Annotated in this window: 18 protein-coding genes; 9 read left to right on the plus strand and 9 right to left on the minus strand. The window is 67.2% G+C overall.

Going from position 1 to position 17056, the window contains the following annotated elements; all coding sequences use genetic code 11:
• Nucleotides 1-4 precede the first annotated feature (4 nt).
• Nucleotides 5-433: a nuclear transport factor 2 family protein gene (locus ACN2C8_RS09935; protein WP_419251605.1), complete on the plus strand. Its 429-nt coding sequence runs from the start codon at nucleotides 5-7 to the stop codon at nucleotides 431-433.
• A gap of 12 nt (nucleotides 434-445) precedes the next feature.
• Here ACN2C8_RS09935 and ACN2C8_RS09940 read toward each other — a convergent pair whose 3' ends face one another.
• On the minus strand, nucleotides 446-1201 hold the full coding sequence (locus tag ACN2C8_RS09940) for an NTP transferase domain-containing protein (RefSeq protein ID WP_419251606.1): 756 nt from the start codon (nucleotides 1199-1201) through the stop codon (nucleotides 446-448).
• A gap of 293 nt (nucleotides 1202-1494) precedes the next feature.
• On the opposite strand from ACN2C8_RS09940, the gene ACN2C8_RS09945 reads away from it, so the two are divergent.
• Nucleotides 1495-2535 carry a substrate-binding domain-containing protein gene (locus tag ACN2C8_RS09945; protein WP_419251607.1) on the plus strand — a complete coding sequence of 347 codons (1041 nt, stop codon included), beginning with the start codon at nucleotides 1495-1497 and terminating at the stop codon, nucleotides 2533-2535.
• 162 nt (nucleotides 2536-2697) lie between these two features.
• Nucleotides 2698-2856, plus strand: coding sequence for a hypothetical protein (locus tag ACN2C8_RS09950; protein WP_419251608.1), 159 nt, complete (start codon nucleotides 2698-2700; stop codon nucleotides 2854-2856).
• A gap of 117 nt (nucleotides 2857-2973) precedes the next feature.
• Here ACN2C8_RS09950 and ACN2C8_RS09955 read toward each other — a convergent pair whose 3' ends face one another.
• The 3 genes from ACN2C8_RS09955 to ACN2C8_RS09965 are packed head-to-tail and all read right to left on the minus strand — an operon-like array spanning nucleotide 2974 to nucleotide 5445.
• Nucleotides 2974-3321, minus strand: coding sequence for a hypothetical protein (locus tag ACN2C8_RS09955; protein WP_419251609.1), 348 nt, complete (start codon nucleotides 3319-3321; stop codon nucleotides 2974-2976).
• Nucleotides 3322-3345: 24 nt separating this feature from the next.
• Nucleotides 3346-3963, minus strand: coding sequence for a DUF882 domain-containing protein (locus ACN2C8_RS09960; protein ID WP_419251610.1), 618 nt, complete (start codon nucleotides 3961-3963; stop codon nucleotides 3346-3348).
• 54 nt (nucleotides 3964-4017) lie between these two features.
• Nucleotides 4018-5445: a L,D-transpeptidase family protein gene (locus tag ACN2C8_RS09965; RefSeq protein ID WP_419251611.1), complete on the minus strand. Its 1428-nt coding sequence runs from the start codon at nucleotides 5443-5445 to the stop codon at nucleotides 4018-4020.
• A gap of 301 nt (nucleotides 5446-5746) precedes the next feature.
• Between ACN2C8_RS09965 and ACN2C8_RS09970 the strand changes: the two genes are divergently transcribed.
• The 3 genes from ACN2C8_RS09970 (at nucleotide 5747) to ACN2C8_RS09980 (ending at nucleotide 9890) form a co-directional block, all read left to right on the plus strand.
• Nucleotides 5747-7558, plus strand: a complete 1812-nt coding sequence (locus tag ACN2C8_RS09970) for a glycoside hydrolase family 15 protein (protein ID WP_419251612.1) — start codon at nucleotides 5747-5749, stop codon at nucleotides 7556-7558.
• 71 nt (nucleotides 7559-7629) lie between these two features.
• The gene (gene otsB, locus ACN2C8_RS09975; protein ID WP_419255858.1) at nucleotides 7630-8409 is read left to right on the plus strand and encodes a trehalose-phosphatase; all 780 of its coding nucleotides are present in this window, start codon (nucleotides 7630-7632) and stop codon (nucleotides 8407-8409) included.
• The gene (locus tag ACN2C8_RS09980; protein WP_419251613.1) at nucleotides 8406-9890 is read left to right on the plus strand and encodes an alpha,alpha-trehalose-phosphate synthase (UDP-forming); all 1485 of its coding nucleotides are present in this window, start codon (nucleotides 8406-8408) and stop codon (nucleotides 9888-9890) included. The genes otsB and ACN2C8_RS09980 overlap by 4 nt, the downstream gene beginning before the upstream one ends.
• Nucleotides 9891-9909: 19 nt before the next feature.
• On the opposite strand, the gene ACN2C8_RS09985 is transcribed toward ACN2C8_RS09980, so the two are convergent.
• The 3 genes from ACN2C8_RS09985 to ACN2C8_RS09995 all read right to left on the minus strand — a co-directional run bounded on the left by ACN2C8_RS09985 (nucleotide 9910) and on the right by ACN2C8_RS09995 (nucleotide 11693).
• On the minus strand, nucleotides 9910-10338 hold the full coding sequence (locus ACN2C8_RS09985) for a hypothetical protein (RefSeq protein ID WP_419251614.1): 429 nt from the start codon (nucleotides 10336-10338) through the stop codon (nucleotides 9910-9912).
• 97 nt (nucleotides 10339-10435) lie between these two features.
• Nucleotides 10436-11335 carry a M56 family metallopeptidase gene (locus ACN2C8_RS09990; protein WP_419251615.1) on the minus strand — a complete coding sequence of 300 codons (900 nt, stop codon included), beginning with the start codon at nucleotides 11333-11335 and terminating at the stop codon, nucleotides 10436-10438.
• On the minus strand, nucleotides 11325-11693 hold the full coding sequence (locus ACN2C8_RS09995) for a BlaI/MecI/CopY family transcriptional regulator (protein WP_419251616.1): 369 nt from the start codon (nucleotides 11691-11693) through the stop codon (nucleotides 11325-11327). The genes ACN2C8_RS09990 and ACN2C8_RS09995 overlap by 11 nt, the downstream gene beginning before the upstream one ends.
• A gap of 239 nt (nucleotides 11694-11932) precedes the next feature.
• Here ACN2C8_RS09995 and ACN2C8_RS10000 point away from each other — a divergent pair, with 239 nt between their 5' ends.
• The 3 genes from ACN2C8_RS10000 (at nucleotide 11933) to ACN2C8_RS10010 (ending at nucleotide 15211) form a co-directional block, all read left to right on the plus strand.
• Nucleotides 11933-12751, plus strand: coding sequence for a 2-keto-4-pentenoate hydratase (locus ACN2C8_RS10000; protein ID WP_419251617.1), 819 nt, complete (start codon nucleotides 11933-11935; stop codon nucleotides 12749-12751).
• 34 nt (nucleotides 12752-12785) lie between these two features.
• On the plus strand, nucleotides 12786-14060 hold the full coding sequence (locus tag ACN2C8_RS10005) for an MFS transporter (RefSeq protein WP_419251618.1): 1275 nt from the start codon (nucleotides 12786-12788) through the stop codon (nucleotides 14058-14060).
• 113 nt (nucleotides 14061-14173) lie between these two features.
• Nucleotides 14174-15211 (plus strand): oxidoreductase, encoded by a 1038-nt coding sequence (locus tag ACN2C8_RS10010; protein WP_419251619.1) that lies wholly within the window; start codon nucleotides 14174-14176, stop codon nucleotides 15209-15211.
• Between the two features lie 10 nt (nucleotides 15212-15221).
• Here ACN2C8_RS10010 and ACN2C8_RS10015 read toward each other — a convergent pair whose 3' ends face one another.
• Nucleotides 15222-15530: a hypothetical protein gene (locus tag ACN2C8_RS10015; protein ID WP_419251620.1), complete on the minus strand. Its 309-nt coding sequence runs from the start codon at nucleotides 15528-15530 to the stop codon at nucleotides 15222-15224.
• Nucleotides 15531-15642: 112 nt separating this feature from the next.
• The gene (gene rsgA, locus ACN2C8_RS10020; protein WP_419251621.1) at nucleotides 15643-16710 is read right to left on the minus strand and encodes a ribosome small subunit-dependent GTPase A; all 1068 of its coding nucleotides are present in this window, start codon (nucleotides 16708-16710) and stop codon (nucleotides 15643-15645) included.
• Nucleotides 16711-17056: the final 346 nt, after the last annotated feature.

The raw sequence follows: 17056 nt of genomic DNA on the forward strand, positions 1-17056 counted from the left end.
CACAGTGACTGACCTGCCCCAACTCCACCCCGCCGCCGCCAAAAGCCTGTCGGCCTGGCATGAGATGGTCGCAAGCGGCGACCTGGGCGACCTGCGGTCCATCGTCCATCCCGACGCGACGTTCCGATCGCCCATAGCCTTCAAGCCCTACAAGAGCGCCGAGGCCGTGGTGCTGGCGCTGACCACGGTGCTGACCGTGTTCGCCGACTTCGCCTATCACCGACAGGCCGCGACCGACGACGGGCTGAACGTCGTGCTCGAGTTCAGCGCCATGGTGGGCGACAAGGCGGTCAAGGGGATCGACTTCGTCCGCTTCGACGAAGCCGGCCAGATCGTCGATTTCGAGGTCATGATGCGGCCGCTGAACGGCGTGCAGGCCCTGGCCGAGGAAATGGGCAAGCGCCTGGGTGGGATCATTCCGGCCTACAAGTAGGCCGGAGCGACCTTACGCCTCGACCCGCTCCGCCACCCATGACGCCGCCAGTTCGTGATTGCGCGGCAGGTCTTCGGGGAAGTCCATCTCGGCCCAGTCCAGGCCCTGGATGGACTGCACCCGGACCACGTCGTGGTCCTGAGCGATCTGGTTGATGACGCTGAGATACCAGCGCTTCAGGCCTTCCGGCGTGCGCAGGGCGGCGTCGACGATCTTCGTGAACAGGGCCGCGCCCTCGGCGTCAAAGCGCAGGAAGCCGATCGACTCGGCGTCATAGGTCTCGATGGTCTTGCCGATGGCGCGCAGCGACAGGCCCTGCGTCGCCACCTTCATGTCGTCGGCGTCGTAGCCGTCCTTGCGATCGATGGTGACGGTGATCGGAGCCGGCGGAGCAGCCATCAGGCGCTCGGCGATGGCCGACTCGAACAGTGTGTCGCCGTTCAGCAGCAGGAAGTCGCCGACCATTTCGCCGCGCGCCAGCCAGCAGGTGGCCAGGTTGTCGGTCAGTCCGAAGAACGGGTTGAATAGGGTGCGCACGATCATGCCAGGCAGGTCCAGGCCTGCGATCTCGGCCTCGACGGTGTCGGCGGCGAAGCCGGTAACCACCACCACCTCGGTGATCCCGGCCTGGCGCAGGTGGCGCAGTTGCCAGTGCAGCACGGTGCGGCCCGAAAGCTCGACCAGGCACTTGGGGCGCGTGTCGGTCAGCGGCGACAGACGCTTGCCCTGGCCCGCGCTGAGAATGATGGCTTTGGTCGGAGGCGCCACGGAGACTCGATTCACTTCTGGCCGCACGGGTCGGCATCTGATTCAGGGCGGGACGCTACAGGATACAGCAGCCCCCACATAGGGCCAGCGCGCTCGCCCGGCGAGAGGCGCAACGCCGCAGCCGCGACAGCGATGAACAGGCTGCCCGCAAGGCGCGAAAGGGCGCCTGCGCCATTAATCCGCATACAGATTTTCGCGTCACCGACTGTCGCAAAACCTTGATAAAAGTCGCCAGACCATGTTTGAACACGGCGCGTTCTCCCGTCTGACCCGCAGAATCCGGACCTACAGCCATGACCAAGCTTCTTGGAGCCGCCGCCGCCCTCGGGCTGCTGGCCGCCGCCGACACCGCCCATGCCGCGCGCGACTATGTGTGGGCCGCAGGCTCCTCGACCGTCTTCCCGTTCTCGACCCGCGTCGCGGAGAACTACGCCAAGAAGACCGGCAAGAAGTCGCCCAAGGTCGAAAGCCTGGGCACAGGCGGCGGCATAAAAATGTTCTGCGGCGGCATGGGTGAAAAGTATCCCGACGTCGCCAACGCCTCGCGCCCGATGAAGAAGTCCGAGTTCGAAGCCTGCAGGAAGGCCGGCGTCAAGGACATCGTCGAGCTGAAGATCGGCTTCGACGGCATCGTCGTGGCGATGGACAAGAAGTCGCCCGACTACAATTTCAAGCTTGAGCACCTCTACCTGGGCCTGTCCGACCAGACCCTGCGCGGCGGCCAGCTGGTCAAGAACCCCTACAAGTCGTGGAACGAGGTCAGCCAGGGCCTGCCCAAGACCCGCATCCTGGTCTATGGCCCGCCGCCCACCTCGGGCACCCGCGACGCCTGGATCGAGCTGGGCATCGAGGGCGGCGCCGGAAAGCTGCCGCCCCTGACCAAGCTGAAGGCCGATGACGAAAAGGCTTTCAAGGCCAAGGTCGCGCCGATGCGCACCGATGGCGGCTGGGTCGACGCCGGCGAGAACGACAACGCCATCATCGGCACTATCCAGAAGACGCCGAACGCTATCGGGGTGTTCGGCTATTCGTTCCTCGAGCAGAACGCCAACACCATCAAGGCCGCCAGCATCAACGGCGTGAAACCGACCGTGACCACCATCACCAACGGGACCTATCCGATCTCGCGCTCGCTCTACATCTACGTGAAGAAGAGCCAGATCGGTGTGACGCCGGGCCTCAAGGAATTCGTCAACGAATTCGTCTCTGACGCCGCCACTGGCCGGGGCGGCTATCTGCAGTCGCGCGGCCTGATCCCGCTGCCGCCCCAGCAGCACGAGGCCAACAAGGCCAAGTCCAAGACCCTGCCGGTCATGGCGGCCCCGAAGTCCTGATCTGGCGCGTCATCCCGGAAAAATTGGGCCGGAGCCACGCTCCGGCCCAAGTTTCCGGGATGACGCCGCCCGTCGGGCTCGCGATCGTGCAATCGCACCCAAGGGCTTGACCGACTGCAGCGGCGCGCGCCCCATGGCGGGCCTGCCAATGCGGAGAGCCTCATGGCCGAACGTGTCGAAGAACGCCTGCAGGATCTGGAGCGGCTGGTGATCCGGCAGGCCGAGCGGATCGAAGACCTGGAACAGCAACTACTGACCATCACGCGCCTGGCGCATCTCGCGGCGCAAAGGGTGCGCCCGCCCGAGAGCGAAGCGGCCTGATCCTGAAAAGGCTCTAGAGCAAAGGTCGCCATGATTGCATCATGTCGTTTGCTCTAGATTCTTGTTTTGACGCGATATTTCGGCGGCGAACCGGTCTCCACTTCGCCGAACAACGCTCTAGTTGGTCGGCTGGTCCGGCGCCGCGCGCGAGGTCATGCCCGCCGCAGCAGCGTCGTCGGCCATCTGGGCGTCGACCGGCGGCGTTTCACGCACCGGCGTCGGTGTCGTGGCGGGCTGAGCGACGACCGGGGCCTCGATCTTGCGAGGTACGGCCGCGGCGACAGGTCCTGTATTCAGCGCCGAGGCGGCCGCATCGTCGGCGGCGGTCCGCAGTTCGTCGGAGCCTTCGTCATAGCCGCCCAGACCGGCGGTCAGGAACAGGATGGCGCCGAACGTGGCGATGACGCCCACGACAAAGCCCAGGAAGATCCATCCGAACGGATTGCTGCGACGTTCAGCGCTCATGGCTGGCTCCCTGCCCTTGCGGGCTTAACTGCCCTGCCAGCGCCGGAACGGCCCGACATCGACGTGAACGAACTTGCTGTCGGGATAGTAACCGACGCCGCCCCGCTTCAGATCCAGCGCCGCAGCGCGGAGGTGATCGAGGGCGACATCTTCCAGATAGATGTCCATGGCCTTGCCGTCCATGTGCAGACTGCGCTTTGCGACCTCGCCGCTGCGTTCCGACAGCAGGCGGTTGCTGGACGGCGAGCGATAGCCCGAGATGATCTGGAAGGCGGTCTTGGTTTCGGTCTTGCGGTGGATGTCGGTCAGCAGGTCGAACAGTTGGACGTTCATCGGGGCGACCTCGCCGGTGCGATGGTCGCGCAGCACCTTGTTGAGGGCCTGCAGGGCGTCGGGAACATAGGTTCCGTTCTCCCAGTACACAGCCTGCAACTTTTCGTCGGTGTGGAGGTTATACAGCGAGACCCACTTGGGCGCGGCCTCGGCCACCGGCTGGATCGCGGCGACGGGGGCTGGCGTCAGCGGCGTCTGGGCTTCCAGAAGCGCGCCAATAATGTCGTCCTGAGCGTGGGCCGACGGGCCTATCGCTGCGGCGCCAAGCGCGCTCAAACCCAACTGAAAAAACTTACGCCGTGCGATCATGACGCTATCCCTGACACCGTACTGCCCGCAGGACACCCCAGGCCGGCCAGAAGGTCAAGCTGAGCCGGAGAGGGCTGCGGCGATCCGCTGCACCAGCAGGCGGTCCCAGCCATAGGGATCATCGCGGAAATTGACCTGGCCGTCGGGCGTCACATAGGCCGTCCAGTACAGCAGGAAGACCGCAATCCGTTGCGGCAGCTTGGCGCGGACGGTCTTGCCGCCGGCGATGGTCGCGTCGATCACTTCGGGCGTCCAGGTCAGGTCGCCTTCCATCACGGCGCGAGCCAGGTCGACCGGCCTTTCGACGCGCACGCAGCCGTGGCTGGCCAGGCGGCTGAAGCTGGCGAAGCGCGCGCGGCTGGGGGTGTCGTGCAGATAGACGCCATAGGGGTTGGCGAAATCAAACTTGATCAGGCCCAGGGCCGCCTTGGGTCCGGCCTTCTGCTGCAGGCGCGAGCCGCCGCCTTCGGTCGGGATGACGATGAAGTCGTTGCGGGCGAAATAGCCAGGATTGGCGCGCTCCTTGGGCCACAGCTCCCGCGAGGCGATCGAGGACGGCACGTTCCACGGCGGATTGAGCACGATGCTGTGGATGTTCGACTGCAGCATCGGCGTTTCGTCGCCGGGACGGCCGGTGACGGCGCGCATCGTCAGGGTCGGGACGTCATGGTGGAACACCGACAGCACGGCGGCGGCGATATTGACCTGGATGCGGTCGGCCGGCAGCACCTGCGGCAACCACCGCCAGCGCTCCATATTGGCGAGGATCTGGTCCAGGCGCCGCTCGACGGGCGTATTGAGGGCGTCCAGCGTCTTCTTGTCCAGCACGCCATTGGGGTTGAGCCCAAAGCGCTTCTGGGCGCGCATCAGGGCCTGCTCCAGGCCCTCGTCGAACAGCGCAACGCCATCGACGGCCACGGTCGCATCCTCGACGGCCAGCCGGGCTTCCAGGGCCACGACGCGGGGATCGGTCGAGCCCAGCTTCAGATCCGGCCCCGCCTGCAGCATGGCCCAACCGCCGCGCGCAGCGATGTCGCGATAGGTGACCAGGCCCTTGCGCAGGGTCTGATAGCCCGTATAGGGCGGCGGCAGAGTGTCCAGCCATGCTCCCAGGCGATCCTGGGCGACGGCCTGGACGAATTCGACATTGGGATCATAGACCGCCGGGCGCAGGCCCCAGTCGGTGCGGAAGCTGCTCAGCGGCAACCGGCCCGAGCGTACGGCCTTGGCATAGGCCAGGGTCAGGCCGATCAGCTGGCCCTGCCCGGTCTGGCGGGCGGCGACGTCGCGCGAGACCAGCAGCGCCAGGGCCTGATCAGGCGCGTAGGCGCCCAGCTCGAAGCCATGGGTGGGCGCTTCGGCCAAGACACGGCCCAGCAGCTCGATCTGGTCGGCGCGCAACGTCACGGCGTAGGGGTCGGCGGGGAATGTCAGAGGCTGCGGCGCGGACTGAACCTGCCGCGCGCCGTACTGCGCGGGCATCTGGGACTGCGCCAGGGTCGGCCCGCTCGCGAGGAGCCACAGCGCTCCTGCGGCCAGCGCGGATGATAGTCTCGACAAGCCGCTCACCGCCAATGGATCTCGTAACACCTTGCCGCGCGAAGGATCCGCGTGATCCCAGATGGCCGTTCTGCAGGGGCTGCGTCAACGCGAGTATCGTGAAAGGCGAGCGTCGCGCCGATCCCCGGGGTTCTTTTTGCGCCGCAGGAACCGGGAAGCCACACAGAGGGTTTCCGATGTGTCGTCACGCCGACCCCAGGCCCCGCCACACTCCGGATACCGTGTGCCCCAAAATTCCGCGCCCCAGAACCTTGACCTGTTTCCCATCGGCAATTGCGCCGTCAGCGCCCTGATCGACCGCAGCGGACGGTTCGTCTGGGCCTGCGCGCCGCGGGTCGACTCCGATCCGGTGTTCAGCGCCCTGCTCAGCGACGTTGATCCCAGGAGCGTTGCGGCCACCGGGGTCTGGGATGTCGATGTCGACCGGGCGGTGTCGACCACCCAGGCCTATCTGCGCAACACCCCCGTGCTGCGCACCGAGATCACCGACGCCGACGGCGCCAAGATCGAGATCATCGATTTTGCCCCGCGCTACCAGCAATTTGGCCGCATCTTCCGGCCCACGGCCTTCATCCGCCTGATCCGCCCGGTCGCCGGCACCGCGCGCATCACGGTGCGGGTGCGTCCGACCGCCCAGTGGGGCGCGCGACTGGCCGAGCTCACCTCGGGCTCCAACCACATCCGCTATCTGTGTTCCGATCTGACGATGCGGCTGACCACCGATTGCCCGGTGTCGCACATCCTCGAAGAGCGGACCTTCCGGCTCGAGCAGCCGATCGCGCTGTTCCTGGGTCCCGATGAAGGCTTCGGCGCCGATGTGGGCTCGACCTGCGAAAAAATGCTGCGCGAGACCACCGCCTACTGGATGACCTGGGTGCGGGGCCTGGCCATTCCGCTGGAGTGGCAGGCGGCGGTGATCCGCGCGGCCATCACCCTGAAACTCTGTGTCCACGAGGAGACCGGCGCCATCGTCGCGGCCCTGACCACCTCGATCCCCGAACACGCCGACAGCGGCCGCAACTGGGACTACCGCTACTGCTGGATGCGCGATGCCTATTACGTGGTCCAGGCCCTCAATCGGCTGGGCGCGGTGGATATCCTGGAGAACTATCTCGGCTATCTGCGCAACATCATCGACCGCGCCGCTGGCGGCCATATTCAGCCGCTGTTCGGGGTCGGCTACGAGCCGCAATTGACCGAGCGCTTTGCCCCCGCCCTGCCCGGCTATCGCGGCATGGGGCCGGTGCGGATCGGCAACCAGGCGTTCGAGCACCAGCAGCACGACGTCTATGGCCAGATCGTGCTGTCCAGCACCCAGGCCTTCTTTGACGAACGCCTGCTGCGCCAGGCCACGGTCGCCGATTTCGAGGCGCTGGAGCCGGTGGGCGAGCGTGCCTTCCAGCTGCACGACAAGCCCGACGCCAGCCTGTGGGAATTCCGGGGCCGGGCCAATGTCCACACCTATTCGTCGGTGATGTGCTGGGCCGCCTGCGACCGTCTGGGCAACGCCGCCCAGAAGTTGGGCCTGCCCGACCGCGCCCGGTTCTGGAACGGTCGCGCCGCCATGGTGCGCGCCACCATCGACGCCGCCGCCTGGAATCCCGAGCTTGGCCGGTTCGCGGCGACCTTCGGCGGCGACGAGCTGGACGCCAGCCTGCTGCAGCTGGTCGACCTGCGCTTCATCAGCGCCAATGACCCGCGCAACATCGCCACGGTGGCGGCGGTCGAGAGCGGCCTGCGCAAGGGCTCCTACCTGCAGCGCTACGCCATTCCCGACGACTTTGGCGAACCCAAGACCGCCTTCAACATCTGCACCTTCTGGCTGATCGAGGCCATGCACCTGGCCGGCCGCGCCGAGGAGGCCCGCGCCCTGTTCGAGGACATGCTGGCCCGCCGCACCGCCGCCGGCCTGCTGTCGGAGGACATCGGCTTTTCGGACGGCGAGCTGTGGGGCAACTATCCGCAAACCTACTCCCTGGTTGGCCTGATCAATTGCGCGATGCTGCTGAGCCGGCCCTGGTCGTCAGTGCGATAGACTCGCCGGATCGAAACTTCGCCTCGGGCGTTCCTCTGGTCATGTACCGATTTGAAGAGGGGCGTCTGGTGATGACCGTGCAGGGGTCAAGCGCAAGACAGCAGCTCCACGACCTGCCCCCGCCGCCGTCGTTTCCGCCGGCTTCGGCCGCGCTGTTTCTCGACCTCGACGGCACCCTGGCGCCGATCATGCCGCGCCCCGAGCACGTGGGGCCGGACCGGCGACGCGCCATGCTGATCAAGCGCCTGAACGCCACCCTGAAAGGCCGGGTGGCCGTGGTCAGCGGCCGCGCGCTGGACGATCTGGACCGCATCTTCGAGCGCGGCGTCACGCCGGTGGCAGCCGTTCACGGCCTGGTGCGGCGCGACGCCGACGGTCATGTCGTGATCGCCACGCCGCACAGCGGCATCCCGGACGCCCGCCTGCTGCTCCGCGATCTGGCCCGCTGCGACAAGGGCCTGCAGTTCGAGGACAAGGGCGTCAGCGTCGCCCTGCACTATCGCAACGCGCCTGGCGCCGGCGAAGCGGTGATCGAGACCGCCGAGCGCATCGCCGGCGCCACCGGCTTGGTGCTGCAAAGGGGCGACATGGTCGTCGAACTGCGCACCCCGGGCCAGGACAAGGGCCAGTCGGTCGCGGCCTTCCTGCGCGAGCAGCCTTTCATGGGCTCGACCCCGATCTTCGTGGGCGATGACCTGACCGACGAGGACGGCTTCGCCGCCGCCGCGCGTCTGGGCGGCTACGGTGTTCTGGTGGGCGAGATGCGCCCAACCGCCGCCAGCTTCCGGCTGAAGGACACCGCTGCGGTGTCGGCCTGGCTGGAGGGCGTTGCGACGCTGATGCCCGCATGAGCCGGCTGATCGTCGTTTCCAACCGGGTCAACCCGCCCCCCAGCCCCGGAGAGGGCGACGGCGAGGGCAGCGTCGGCGGCTTGGCCATGGCCCTGGCTGCGGCCCTGCGCGAATATTCCGGGATCTGGTTTGGCTGGAGCGGCAAGACCACACCGCAGTTCACCGGCCAGCTGGCCATGCAGAGGGTCGACGGCGTCACCACCGCCACGGTCGACCTCGAGGAAGTCGACTATCAGGAATATTACAACGGCTACGCCAACAAGACCCTTTGGCCGCTGTTCCACTACCGCGTGGACCTGACCGCCTATGACCGCTCGTTCGGCGAGGGCTATGACCGGGTCAACAAGCGCTTCGCCGAGACCCTGCGGCCGCTGATCGAGCCCGACGACGTGATCTGGGTTCACGACTACCACCTGATCCCGATGGCCCGTGAGCTGCGGCGGATGGGCGTCACCAACCGCATCGGCTTCTTCCTGCACATCCCCTGGCCCGCCCACCAGCTGGTGGTCACCCTGCCCCGTCACCGGCCGCTGGTGGAGGCGATGTTCGACTATGACCTGATCGGCTTCCAGACCGACGAGTCCCGCCATGCCTTCGAGGGCTATGTCACCTCCGAGGTCGGCGGCTCGGTCGCCGCGAACGGCGCGCTGACGGCGTTCGGCAAGACCACTCGCGCGGCCACCTTCCCGATCGGCATCGATGCCGAGGACTTTGCCCGCATCACCCAGAGCCCGCGCGCCCGCAAGGTCTATGACCGCATGCTGGCCCACAGCGTGTTTCGCAAGATGGTCGTGGGCGTCGACCGCCTGGACTATTCCAAGGGCCTGGAAGAACGCCTGATCGGCTTCGAGCGCTTCCTGCACGACAATCCCGACATGCGCCGCGAGGTCATGTTGCTGCAGATCGCGCCGCTGTCGCGCGATGAGGTCGAGGCCTATCAGGACCTGCGCTCGCGCCTGGACGGCCTGATCGGCCGGATCAACGGCGCCTATGCCGAGATGGACTTCACGCCGATCCGCTATGTGAACAAGTCCTATCGGCGCGACGAGCTGGCCGGGGTCTACCGCGCCGCCAGGGTGGGGCTGGTGACACCCCTGCGGGACGGCATGAACCTGGTGGCCAAGGAATATGTCGCCTCCCAGGACCCCGAAGACCCTGGCGTGCTGATCCTGTCGCGCTTCGCCGGCGCGGCTCGCCAGCTGTCCGAAGCCCTGATCATCAATCCCAACAGTCCGGAGGAAATCTCCGACGCCCTCAGCCGCGCCCTGGCCATGGGCCTGCCCGAGCGCAAGCGGCGCTGGGAGGCCCTGTTCGACAATGTCCAGCGCAAGGACGTCACCGCCTGGCGCGACGCCTTCGTCGGCGCCCTGACGGCGCCCGCCGAAGAGGGCCAGCCGGTTGCGCAGTCCAGGGCGCTGGTGGAGGCCTCCGCTCCGGCGCCGGTCCAGAGGAAGGCCCCATCCTCGCTGTCCCTGCAGTAGACCCGCCCGGACGAGGAGCCTAGGTCTGCGGCGTCCGAAGCACGCCGCTGCGGATGACCGGCAGCAGGAACGTCGCCAGCAGGGCCAGGTTGGGGATCGCGTTCATCCCATAGCCTGTGGCGATCGACATCGGGGTGTCGATCACGAACCAGATCAGTACGCCGCCGACCAGCCCGCGCCAGACGGGGGTGGCGCGCTCGCCCAGCAGGATCGCGGCCTGGATGGTCACCGCCGCCGTCACGGCCCAGCCGATGGTCACCGCGCCCATCACGGCCAGGCTGAAGCGCATCTGCGCATTCAGATCCAGCGGCTCCGGGCCGTTCAGCATACCGAAGATCAGACGGCTTGGCCCGCTGGTGGCCTCAAGGCCGCCGCCGACCAGAACGGCGCCGAAGACGCCGACCCCCCAACACCACACCGTCAACCAGTTGCGCCAGAAGCCTGACATCGCGCTCTCCCAAGTTTTGCCTGATGCAACCTAGAAGCACCGGCCGAAGGCGTACAATTACCTGTCAGGTCATGGCGCCGTGTCGCGGCCCGGGGGGTCAGGGTTCGAGGGCCAGGGACATCCGTGCATAGATCACGGCCTCGGGCCAGATCACCGGCGCCGCCTCGGGCCTCGGCGGACCTTCCGGCTGGGCCGACCAGGCGCCGACGGCGGCGGTCAGGCTCATCACCATCACCAGCGCCCCGCCCAGGGCCGAACGGTGCAGGGTCGGCTGGGGCCGGGTCAGCATGATCACCCGCTCTTCCAGCGGATGGGGCGCGGCGGCCGGCCAGTGACAGCCCAGCGGCAGGGCGCGGGCGCCCAGCTGGGTCTTCAACAAGGTGCGGGCATAGAGGCCGCGCTCGCGCGACAGCCGCCCCATGACCCGGGCGTCGCAGGCCAGCTCCTGATCCAGCCGCGCCTCGCGCACCGCCAGATGGATCAGGGGATTGAACCAGCCCAGGCACTGGATCAGCGCCATCAACGCATTGACGCGCGGATCCAGTCGTTCGATGTGCGCGCGCTCATGCGCCCGGATCAGCCCGCGCTCGGCCTCGGTGAACCGGGTCTGATAGTCATCCGGCACCACAATGCGCGGGGCCAGCACCCCGACCACGGCCGGGCCAGCCCGTCCCGAACGGGCGCTCTGCATGAAACGCGACTGACTCAAGACCAGCAGCGCCAGGGCCAGCGACACGCCGACCAGCCAGACGCCGCCCAGGATCGCGGCATGGTCGCCCGACAGGATGAAGTGACGCGCGGCTGCGGCGCCGGGCTCGGCGGCGCGGGCGGGCAGCAGGGCCGCAAGGCCCGCCGCCACCGGCAGCAGCCACAGCAGATAGGCGACCTCGGCCCCGAACAGGGCCCGGGTCGGACGGCGCAGGCTCAGGACCAGCAGGATCGCCAGACCGGCGGCCAGATTGCAGAAGACCAGATGGGTGAGGGCCTCAGTCGCCATGTTCCAGGTCCTCGATCAGGCGCTTGAGGCGCGCGATCTCCTCGGCCTTCAGCGCGCGATGCTGGGCGAAGTGACTGATCATCGGGGCCAACTGGCCTTCGAACAGACGGTCCAGAAGCCCCTGGCTCTCGGCCTGGACATAGACGCTGCGGGCGATCAGGGGCCGATAGCCGTGCTTGCCCTCGGCGCGCTCGGACTTGATGGCCTTCTTTTTCAGCAGCCGGTTGATCAGCGTCTTGACCGTGGCCTCGCCCCAGGACTGGCTGGCGCCCACCTCGGCCACCAGTTCGTCGGCCGTCAGCGGCTCACGCCGCCACAGCGCTTCCATCACATGACTTTCGGCCGAGGTGATATGCATGACTCATTACATCCGTAATACTGCCTGACGCTATACCCGTCGCGTGGTCTGTCAAGCGGCGCAGCGCATGCGGCGGCCGGCGTCGCTGACCCGCGGTGCGCAAAATCCTGCAGGTAGGGTGAACCGCGATCTTGCCACCGGTGTCTCACCCTCCTCATTGTCAATGACACCGGTTTCCATTAGAGACATCGCAGACCCGTAAAGCGGGCTGTCGGGTTATTGTAGGGAGGACTAGCGGCGTGACCGTTTCCGCAGCCGAGAGCGATGTGTTCGCACCGGCGTCCATAGCTTCCCAATTCGTCAAGGCGCGCCTCGCCGGCGTCAGTGTCCCCGGTTATCCAGGCGGCGTGCTCCCTGTCACCATGGCTGACGGTTATGCCGTTCAAGACCTGGCCATCGAGTCCTGGCCAGATGAACTGGTCGGCTGGAAGGTCGGCTATGTCCCGCCGCAGCATCAGGCTCGCCTGGGCGCCGAGCGTCTGGCCGGCTGCATTTTCAAAAAGAACCTGTGGGACGCCACCGACGCGCCGACTCCGTTCCGCGCCATCGAGGGCGGCTTCACCGCCGTCGAGGCCGAGTTCATTGTCCGCCTGGGAAAGGATGCACCCGAGGGCAAGACCGACTGGACCGCCGAGGAAACCGCCGACTATGTGGGCGAGCTGATCCTGGGCGTCGAGATCGCCGGCAGCCCGCTGAAGACCATCAACGTCCTGGGCCCGCCCATCGTGGCCTCGGACTTCGGCAATAATGACGGCCAGATCCTGGGTCCCGTGCTCGAAAACTGGCGCGACATCGCCTGGGAAGACATGGCCGTCGAGACCACGATCAACGGCGTCGTCGTCGGCACGGGCACGGCGGCTTCAATCCCCGGCTCGCCGCTCGCGGCCCTGGCCTTCCTGCTGGGTCACGTCGCCTCGCGCGGCCGGCCGCTGAAGAAGGGCATGCTGGTCACCACCGGGGCCAGCACTGGCATCCACGACGTGGTTACGGGCGACGCCGCAACCGTTAGCTTCGGCGCGCTGGGACAGGTGGAGTGCGTCGCCGTCCCGGCCAAATAAGAAAACGACAACTCAGGGTAAGGAAGACGTATCCATGGTCATTCCCAAGGCTCCCGAACCGTCCGAGAAGATCGGTCGGTATCGGTGGGTGATCGTCAGCCTGCTGTTTGCGGCGATGGTCATCAACTATGTCGATCGGCAGACGATCGGCATTCTGAAGTCGGATCTCTCCAAGGAGTTCGGCTGGAGCGAGGGCGACTACGCCGACCTCGTCTTCTATTTCCAGCTGTCCTACGCCGTGGCCTATCTGGTCTGGGGCAAGATCATGGACAAGATCGGGGCCCGCTGGGGCTTCGGCATCGCCTTCCTGATCTGGCAAGTCGCCCACATCGCCCACGCCGGCGCGCGCGGCCTCAACGGCTTCATCTTCGCCCGCATGGGCCTGGGCATCGGTGAGGCCGGCGGCTTCCCAGGCGGCATCAAGGCCGTGGCCGAGTGGTTCCCCAAGAAGGAGCGCGCCTTCGCCACCGGCATCTTCAACGCCGGCACCAATATCGGCGCGATCGTCACCCCGCTAGTGGTGCCCGGCATCGTGCTGGCCTGGGGCTGGCAGATGGCCTTCATCGTCACCGGCGTGGCCGGCCTGGTCTGGCTGCCCATCTGGCTGATCCTGTATCGCACGCCGCGTCAGCATAAGAAGATCGGCGCCGCCGAACTGGCCCATATCGAGCAGGACGAAGCCGATCCGGTGGAGAAGATCCCCTGGGTCAAGCTGCTGACCAAGCGCGAGACCTGGGCCTATGCCCTGGGCAAGTTCCTGATCGATCCGATCTGGTGGATGTTCCTGTTCTGGCTGCCCGACTTCCTGGGCAAGCGCTATGGCCTGGACCTGAAGACCTTCGGCCCGCCGCTGATCGCCATCTATCTGCTGTCGGATGTCGGCAGCGTGGGCGGCGGCTGGCTGTCGTCGAACTTCATGAAGATGGGCTGGAGCATCAACAAGGCCCGCAAGATCACCATGCTGATCTGCGCCCTACTGGCCGTGCCGGTGATGTTCGCGGCCAATGTCGACAGCGTCTGGCTGGCCGTGCTGATCATCGGCGTCGCCACCGCGGCTCACCAGGGCTTCTCGGCCAACCTGTATACCCTGCCGTCGGATGTCTTCCCGCGCGGCGCGGTGGGTTCGGTGGTCGGTATCGGCGGCATGCTGGGCGCCGTCGGCGGCATGGTGTTCTCCAAATACATCGGCAAGGTCCTGGAGGAGATCGGCACCTACACCCCGATCTTCATCATCGCCGGCAGCGCCTATCTGGTGGCCCTGCTGGTGGTCCACCTGCTGACCCCCAAGATGGAGCCGGTGAAGATCTAGGTCTTCGTCCTTTCCACACGATTGGAGCCCCCGTCGCCTTTGCGCCGGGGGCTTTTTTCTGGCCCGTAGCCCAGCCAGAGCCTATTTCCAGAGCGGTTTCGAGGAGTGCCGCCATGTCCCCCACCCCGCTCAAGGTCGCCCTGGTCGGCTACGGCTTCGCCGGTAAGACCTTTCATGCGCCGCTGATCGCCGCCACGCCGGGCCTGGAGCTGCATACGGTGGTGTCGAGCGACGCGGCCAAGGTGCGGGCCGACTTTCCCGAGGTCGCGGTGGTCAACGCCGATGTGGTCCGGGCCGTGGCCGATCCGGCCATCGACCTGGTGGTCATCGCCACGCCCGACGCCCTGCACGCCAGCCAGGCCCACGCCGCCCTCGATGCCGGCAAGCACGTGGTGATCGACAAGCCCTTCGCCGTCACCCTGGACGAAGCCCGCGCCATCGCCGACCACGGCAGGCGCGCCAGTCGCCTGGTCAGCGTGTTCCAGAACCGCCGCTGGGACAGCGACTTTCTGACCCTGCAGGCCCTGATCGCCCGGGGCCATCTGGGCGAAATCGTCCAGTACGAAAGCCATTTCGACCGCTTCCGACCGCTGGTCCGCGACCGCTGGCGCGAAAAGCCCGGCGCCGGGGTGTTGCTGGACCTGGGGCCCCATCTGATCGATCAGGCCCTGGTGCTGTTTGGCAAGCCCGAGGCGGTCTATGCCGACATCGCGGTTCAGAAGGACGGCGGCGTGGCCGGCGACTATTTCCACCTGCTGCTGCGCTATCCCCGCCTGCGGGTACTGCTGCACGCCAGCCAGATGACCCAGGCCACCAACCTGCGCCTGGCGGTGCATGGCACGAACGGCAGCTTCATCAAGAGCGGCCTGGACACCCAGGAGGACCATCTGAAGGCGGGCATAAGGCCCGGCGCGCCCGGCTATGGCGACGATCCCCGCCTGGGTGTCCTGATCCAGCTGGAAGACAGCGAACCGGTCAGCACGCCTGTGCAGCCCCTGCCCGGCGACTATCGCGCCTATTATTCCGGGATCCGCGACGCGATCACCGGCGGCGCGGCCAGCCCGGTGCCGGTCGAGGAGGCCCTGCGGGTCATGGAGGTGATCGACGCCGCCCAGCGCAGCGCCGCGGAGCGCCGCGAGATCGTCCTGTAGGCGAAGAGGGTTAGTGGCTGACCGGGCCGGTCTCGCGTCGACCCGACAGCGCCAGGCCGGCGTCCAGGCCGCGCCGCCACAGCAGGTCGGCGTCATACAGCACCATGCCGTCCATCAAGGTCAGGCGCAGCAGCATGCGGGTGGGCAGCAACAGGGTCCGCCGCATCGCCACCCGCGCGCCAAAGGCCGTCAGGTCCAGAACCGCCACCGGCTCGGCGCGACCGCCGCCGGTGACGAGGTCGCCACGCAACAGACAGGCCCGGCGGCTCGCGGTGCGGCGCTCGACAGGCTGTTGCAGGAAGGCGTCCACGTCTGACATGACGCAAAACTAAGCCGCGAAGTGTCTAGGAATAGTTCCCTAGGGTGGTAAGCGAACGGTGAACCTGGGCTTGGCTGTGTTGAGCCCCTGGCAAGCGCCGGACGCCCCGCCCTCAAGCGTCCCGCAGATCCTTCTTCGTCGTCCGATAGGCCTTCTGCAGGGTCAGCTGCCGACGGCGCTCGGTGTCCTTGGCGATCCGCTGGGTCTTGCTTTCAACCGCCGCCAGTTCCAGCCCCAGCTTCTGGAACGACGCCCAGCGGGCGGGGTCCAGGGTCCCGCTCTGCAGCGCGCCGCGCACGGCGCAGCCCGGTTCATTGGCGTGGCCGCAGTCGCGGAACCGGCATTGCTCGGCCAGACGTTCGATGTCGTCGAACACCACGCCCAGCCCCTCCTCGGCGTCGATCAGCCCCACTTCGCGGATGCCGGGCGTATCCAGGATCATGCCGCCGCCGGGCAGCAGGACCAGCTGGCGATGGCTGGTGGTATGGCGGCCCCGGGCGTCGGTCTCGCGGATCGCCTGGGTGGCCATCCTGTCCTCGCCCAGCAGCACATTGACCAAAGTGGACTTGCCGACGCCCGACGAGCCGATCAGCACGCAGGTTTCTCCTGCCGCGATCTGGGCGCTCACAGCGTCCAGACCCGCGCCCTCACGGGACGACACCGCGATCACCGGGCAGCCCGCCGCCAGGGCGGCGACGTCATCGACCAGGGCCTGCGGCGCGTCGGAGAGGTCAGACTTGGTCAAAAGCACCACGGGCCTCGCGCCGCTCTGCCAGGCGGCGGCCAGATAGCGCTCGAGCCGGCGCGCATTGAAATCGGCGTTCATCGAGGTGACCACGAACGCCACGTCGATATTGGCGGCGATCACCTGCAGGGTCTGGACGCTGTCGGCGGCCCGCCGTGCGAAGGCGGTGCGGCGCGGCAGGATGGCGTGAAGGGTAGCCGAGCGTTCGGCCAGATTGGTCGTCAGCGCCACCCAGTCGCCCACCACCGGGACGCCGGCCTCTCGCGCCTCGTGAAGCAGGCGGCCGGACGGTTTGGCGCGCAGCTCGCCCTCGTCGGTGGCCACCACATAGGCCCCGCGCCGTTGCACGATGACGCGCCCCGGGGCGTGGCCGGCGCGGGCGTGCGGTTCAAAGTCCCGCGCCAACGCGTCGGACCAGCCATATTGATCGATCAAGGGCGACGTCTTTCAACTCGAAGCGGTCAGTCTAGCACCCCGCACCGACCAAGGCTTCATTCGGTCCGCATCCGGCGTCGATCTTGTATCCCCCCGGCTTCCCGCGCCTAACCCGCTGAAATCCCTCACCCAGGCCGAGCCAACTCCCCCGACATGCGCACCGCCGTATACTGTCTTCACCTCAGGGCGATGGGGAGGGCGCGCGGCCAGCGACCTTCGCGGCCCTGGCGTGTGGTCGAGCGGAGAGCGCTCGTCGACGGCGTTGACCCTCCGTGGGGGGATCAACGCAACTCTGCATTCCTCTGGCGGCGGTCGGCCTTGCAGCACAGAAACGACGTGGGATGTA

The organism is Caulobacter sp. ErkDOM-C, from assembly GCF_048541825.1.
Lineage (GTDB): Bacteria > Pseudomonadota > Alphaproteobacteria > Caulobacterales > Caulobacteraceae > Caulobacter.

What these genes read in the sequence shown, in the direction of transcription:
- ACN2C8_RS10015 (WP_419251620.1), bottom strand. Translation starts at nt 15,530, where the DNA reads ATGTCAGACGTGGACGCCTTCCTGCAACAGCCTGTCGAGCGCCGCACC.
- ACN2C8_RS09985 (WP_419251614.1), bottom strand. Translation starts at nt 10,338, where the DNA reads ATGTCAGGCTTCTGGCGCAACTGGTTGACGGTGTGGTGTTGGGGGGTC.
- ACN2C8_RS09990 (WP_419251615.1), bottom strand. Translation starts at nt 11,335, where the DNA reads ATGGCGACTGAGGCCCTCACCCATCTGGTCTTCTGCAATCTGGCCGCC.
- ACN2C8_RS10010 (WP_419251619.1), top strand. Translation starts at nt 14,174, where the DNA reads ATGTCCCCCACCCCGCTCAAGGTCGCCCTGGTCGGCTACGGCTTCGCC.
- ACN2C8_RS09965 (WP_419251611.1), bottom strand. Translation starts at nt 5,445, where the DNA reads ATGCCCGCGCAGTACGGCGCGCGGCAGGTTCAGTCCGCGCCGCAGCCT.
- otsB (WP_419255858.1), top strand. Translation starts at nt 7,630, where the DNA reads ATGACCGTGCAGGGGTCAAGCGCAAGACAGCAGCTCCACGACCTGCCC.
- ACN2C8_RS09945 (WP_419251607.1), top strand. Translation starts at nt 1,495, where the DNA reads ATGACCAAGCTTCTTGGAGCCGCCGCCGCCCTCGGGCTGCTGGCCGCC.
- ACN2C8_RS09980 (WP_419251613.1), top strand. Translation starts at nt 8,406, where the DNA reads ATGAGCCGGCTGATCGTCGTTTCCAACCGGGTCAACCCGCCCCCCAGC.
- ACN2C8_RS09960 (WP_419251610.1), bottom strand. Translation starts at nt 3,963, where the DNA reads ATGATCGCACGGCGTAAGTTTTTTCAGTTGGGTTTGAGCGCGCTTGGC.
- ACN2C8_RS09955 (WP_419251609.1), bottom strand. Translation starts at nt 3,321, where the DNA reads ATGAGCGCTGAACGTCGCAGCAATCCGTTCGGATGGATCTTCCTGGGC.
- ACN2C8_RS09995 (WP_419251616.1), bottom strand. Translation starts at nt 11,693, where the DNA reads ATGCATATCACCTCGGCCGAAAGTCATGTGATGGAAGCGCTGTGGCGG.
- ACN2C8_RS09950 (WP_419251608.1), top strand. Translation starts at nt 2,698, where the DNA reads ATGGCCGAACGTGTCGAAGAACGCCTGCAGGATCTGGAGCGGCTGGTG.
- ACN2C8_RS10005 (WP_419251618.1), top strand. Translation starts at nt 12,786, where the DNA reads ATGGTCATTCCCAAGGCTCCCGAACCGTCCGAGAAGATCGGTCGGTAT.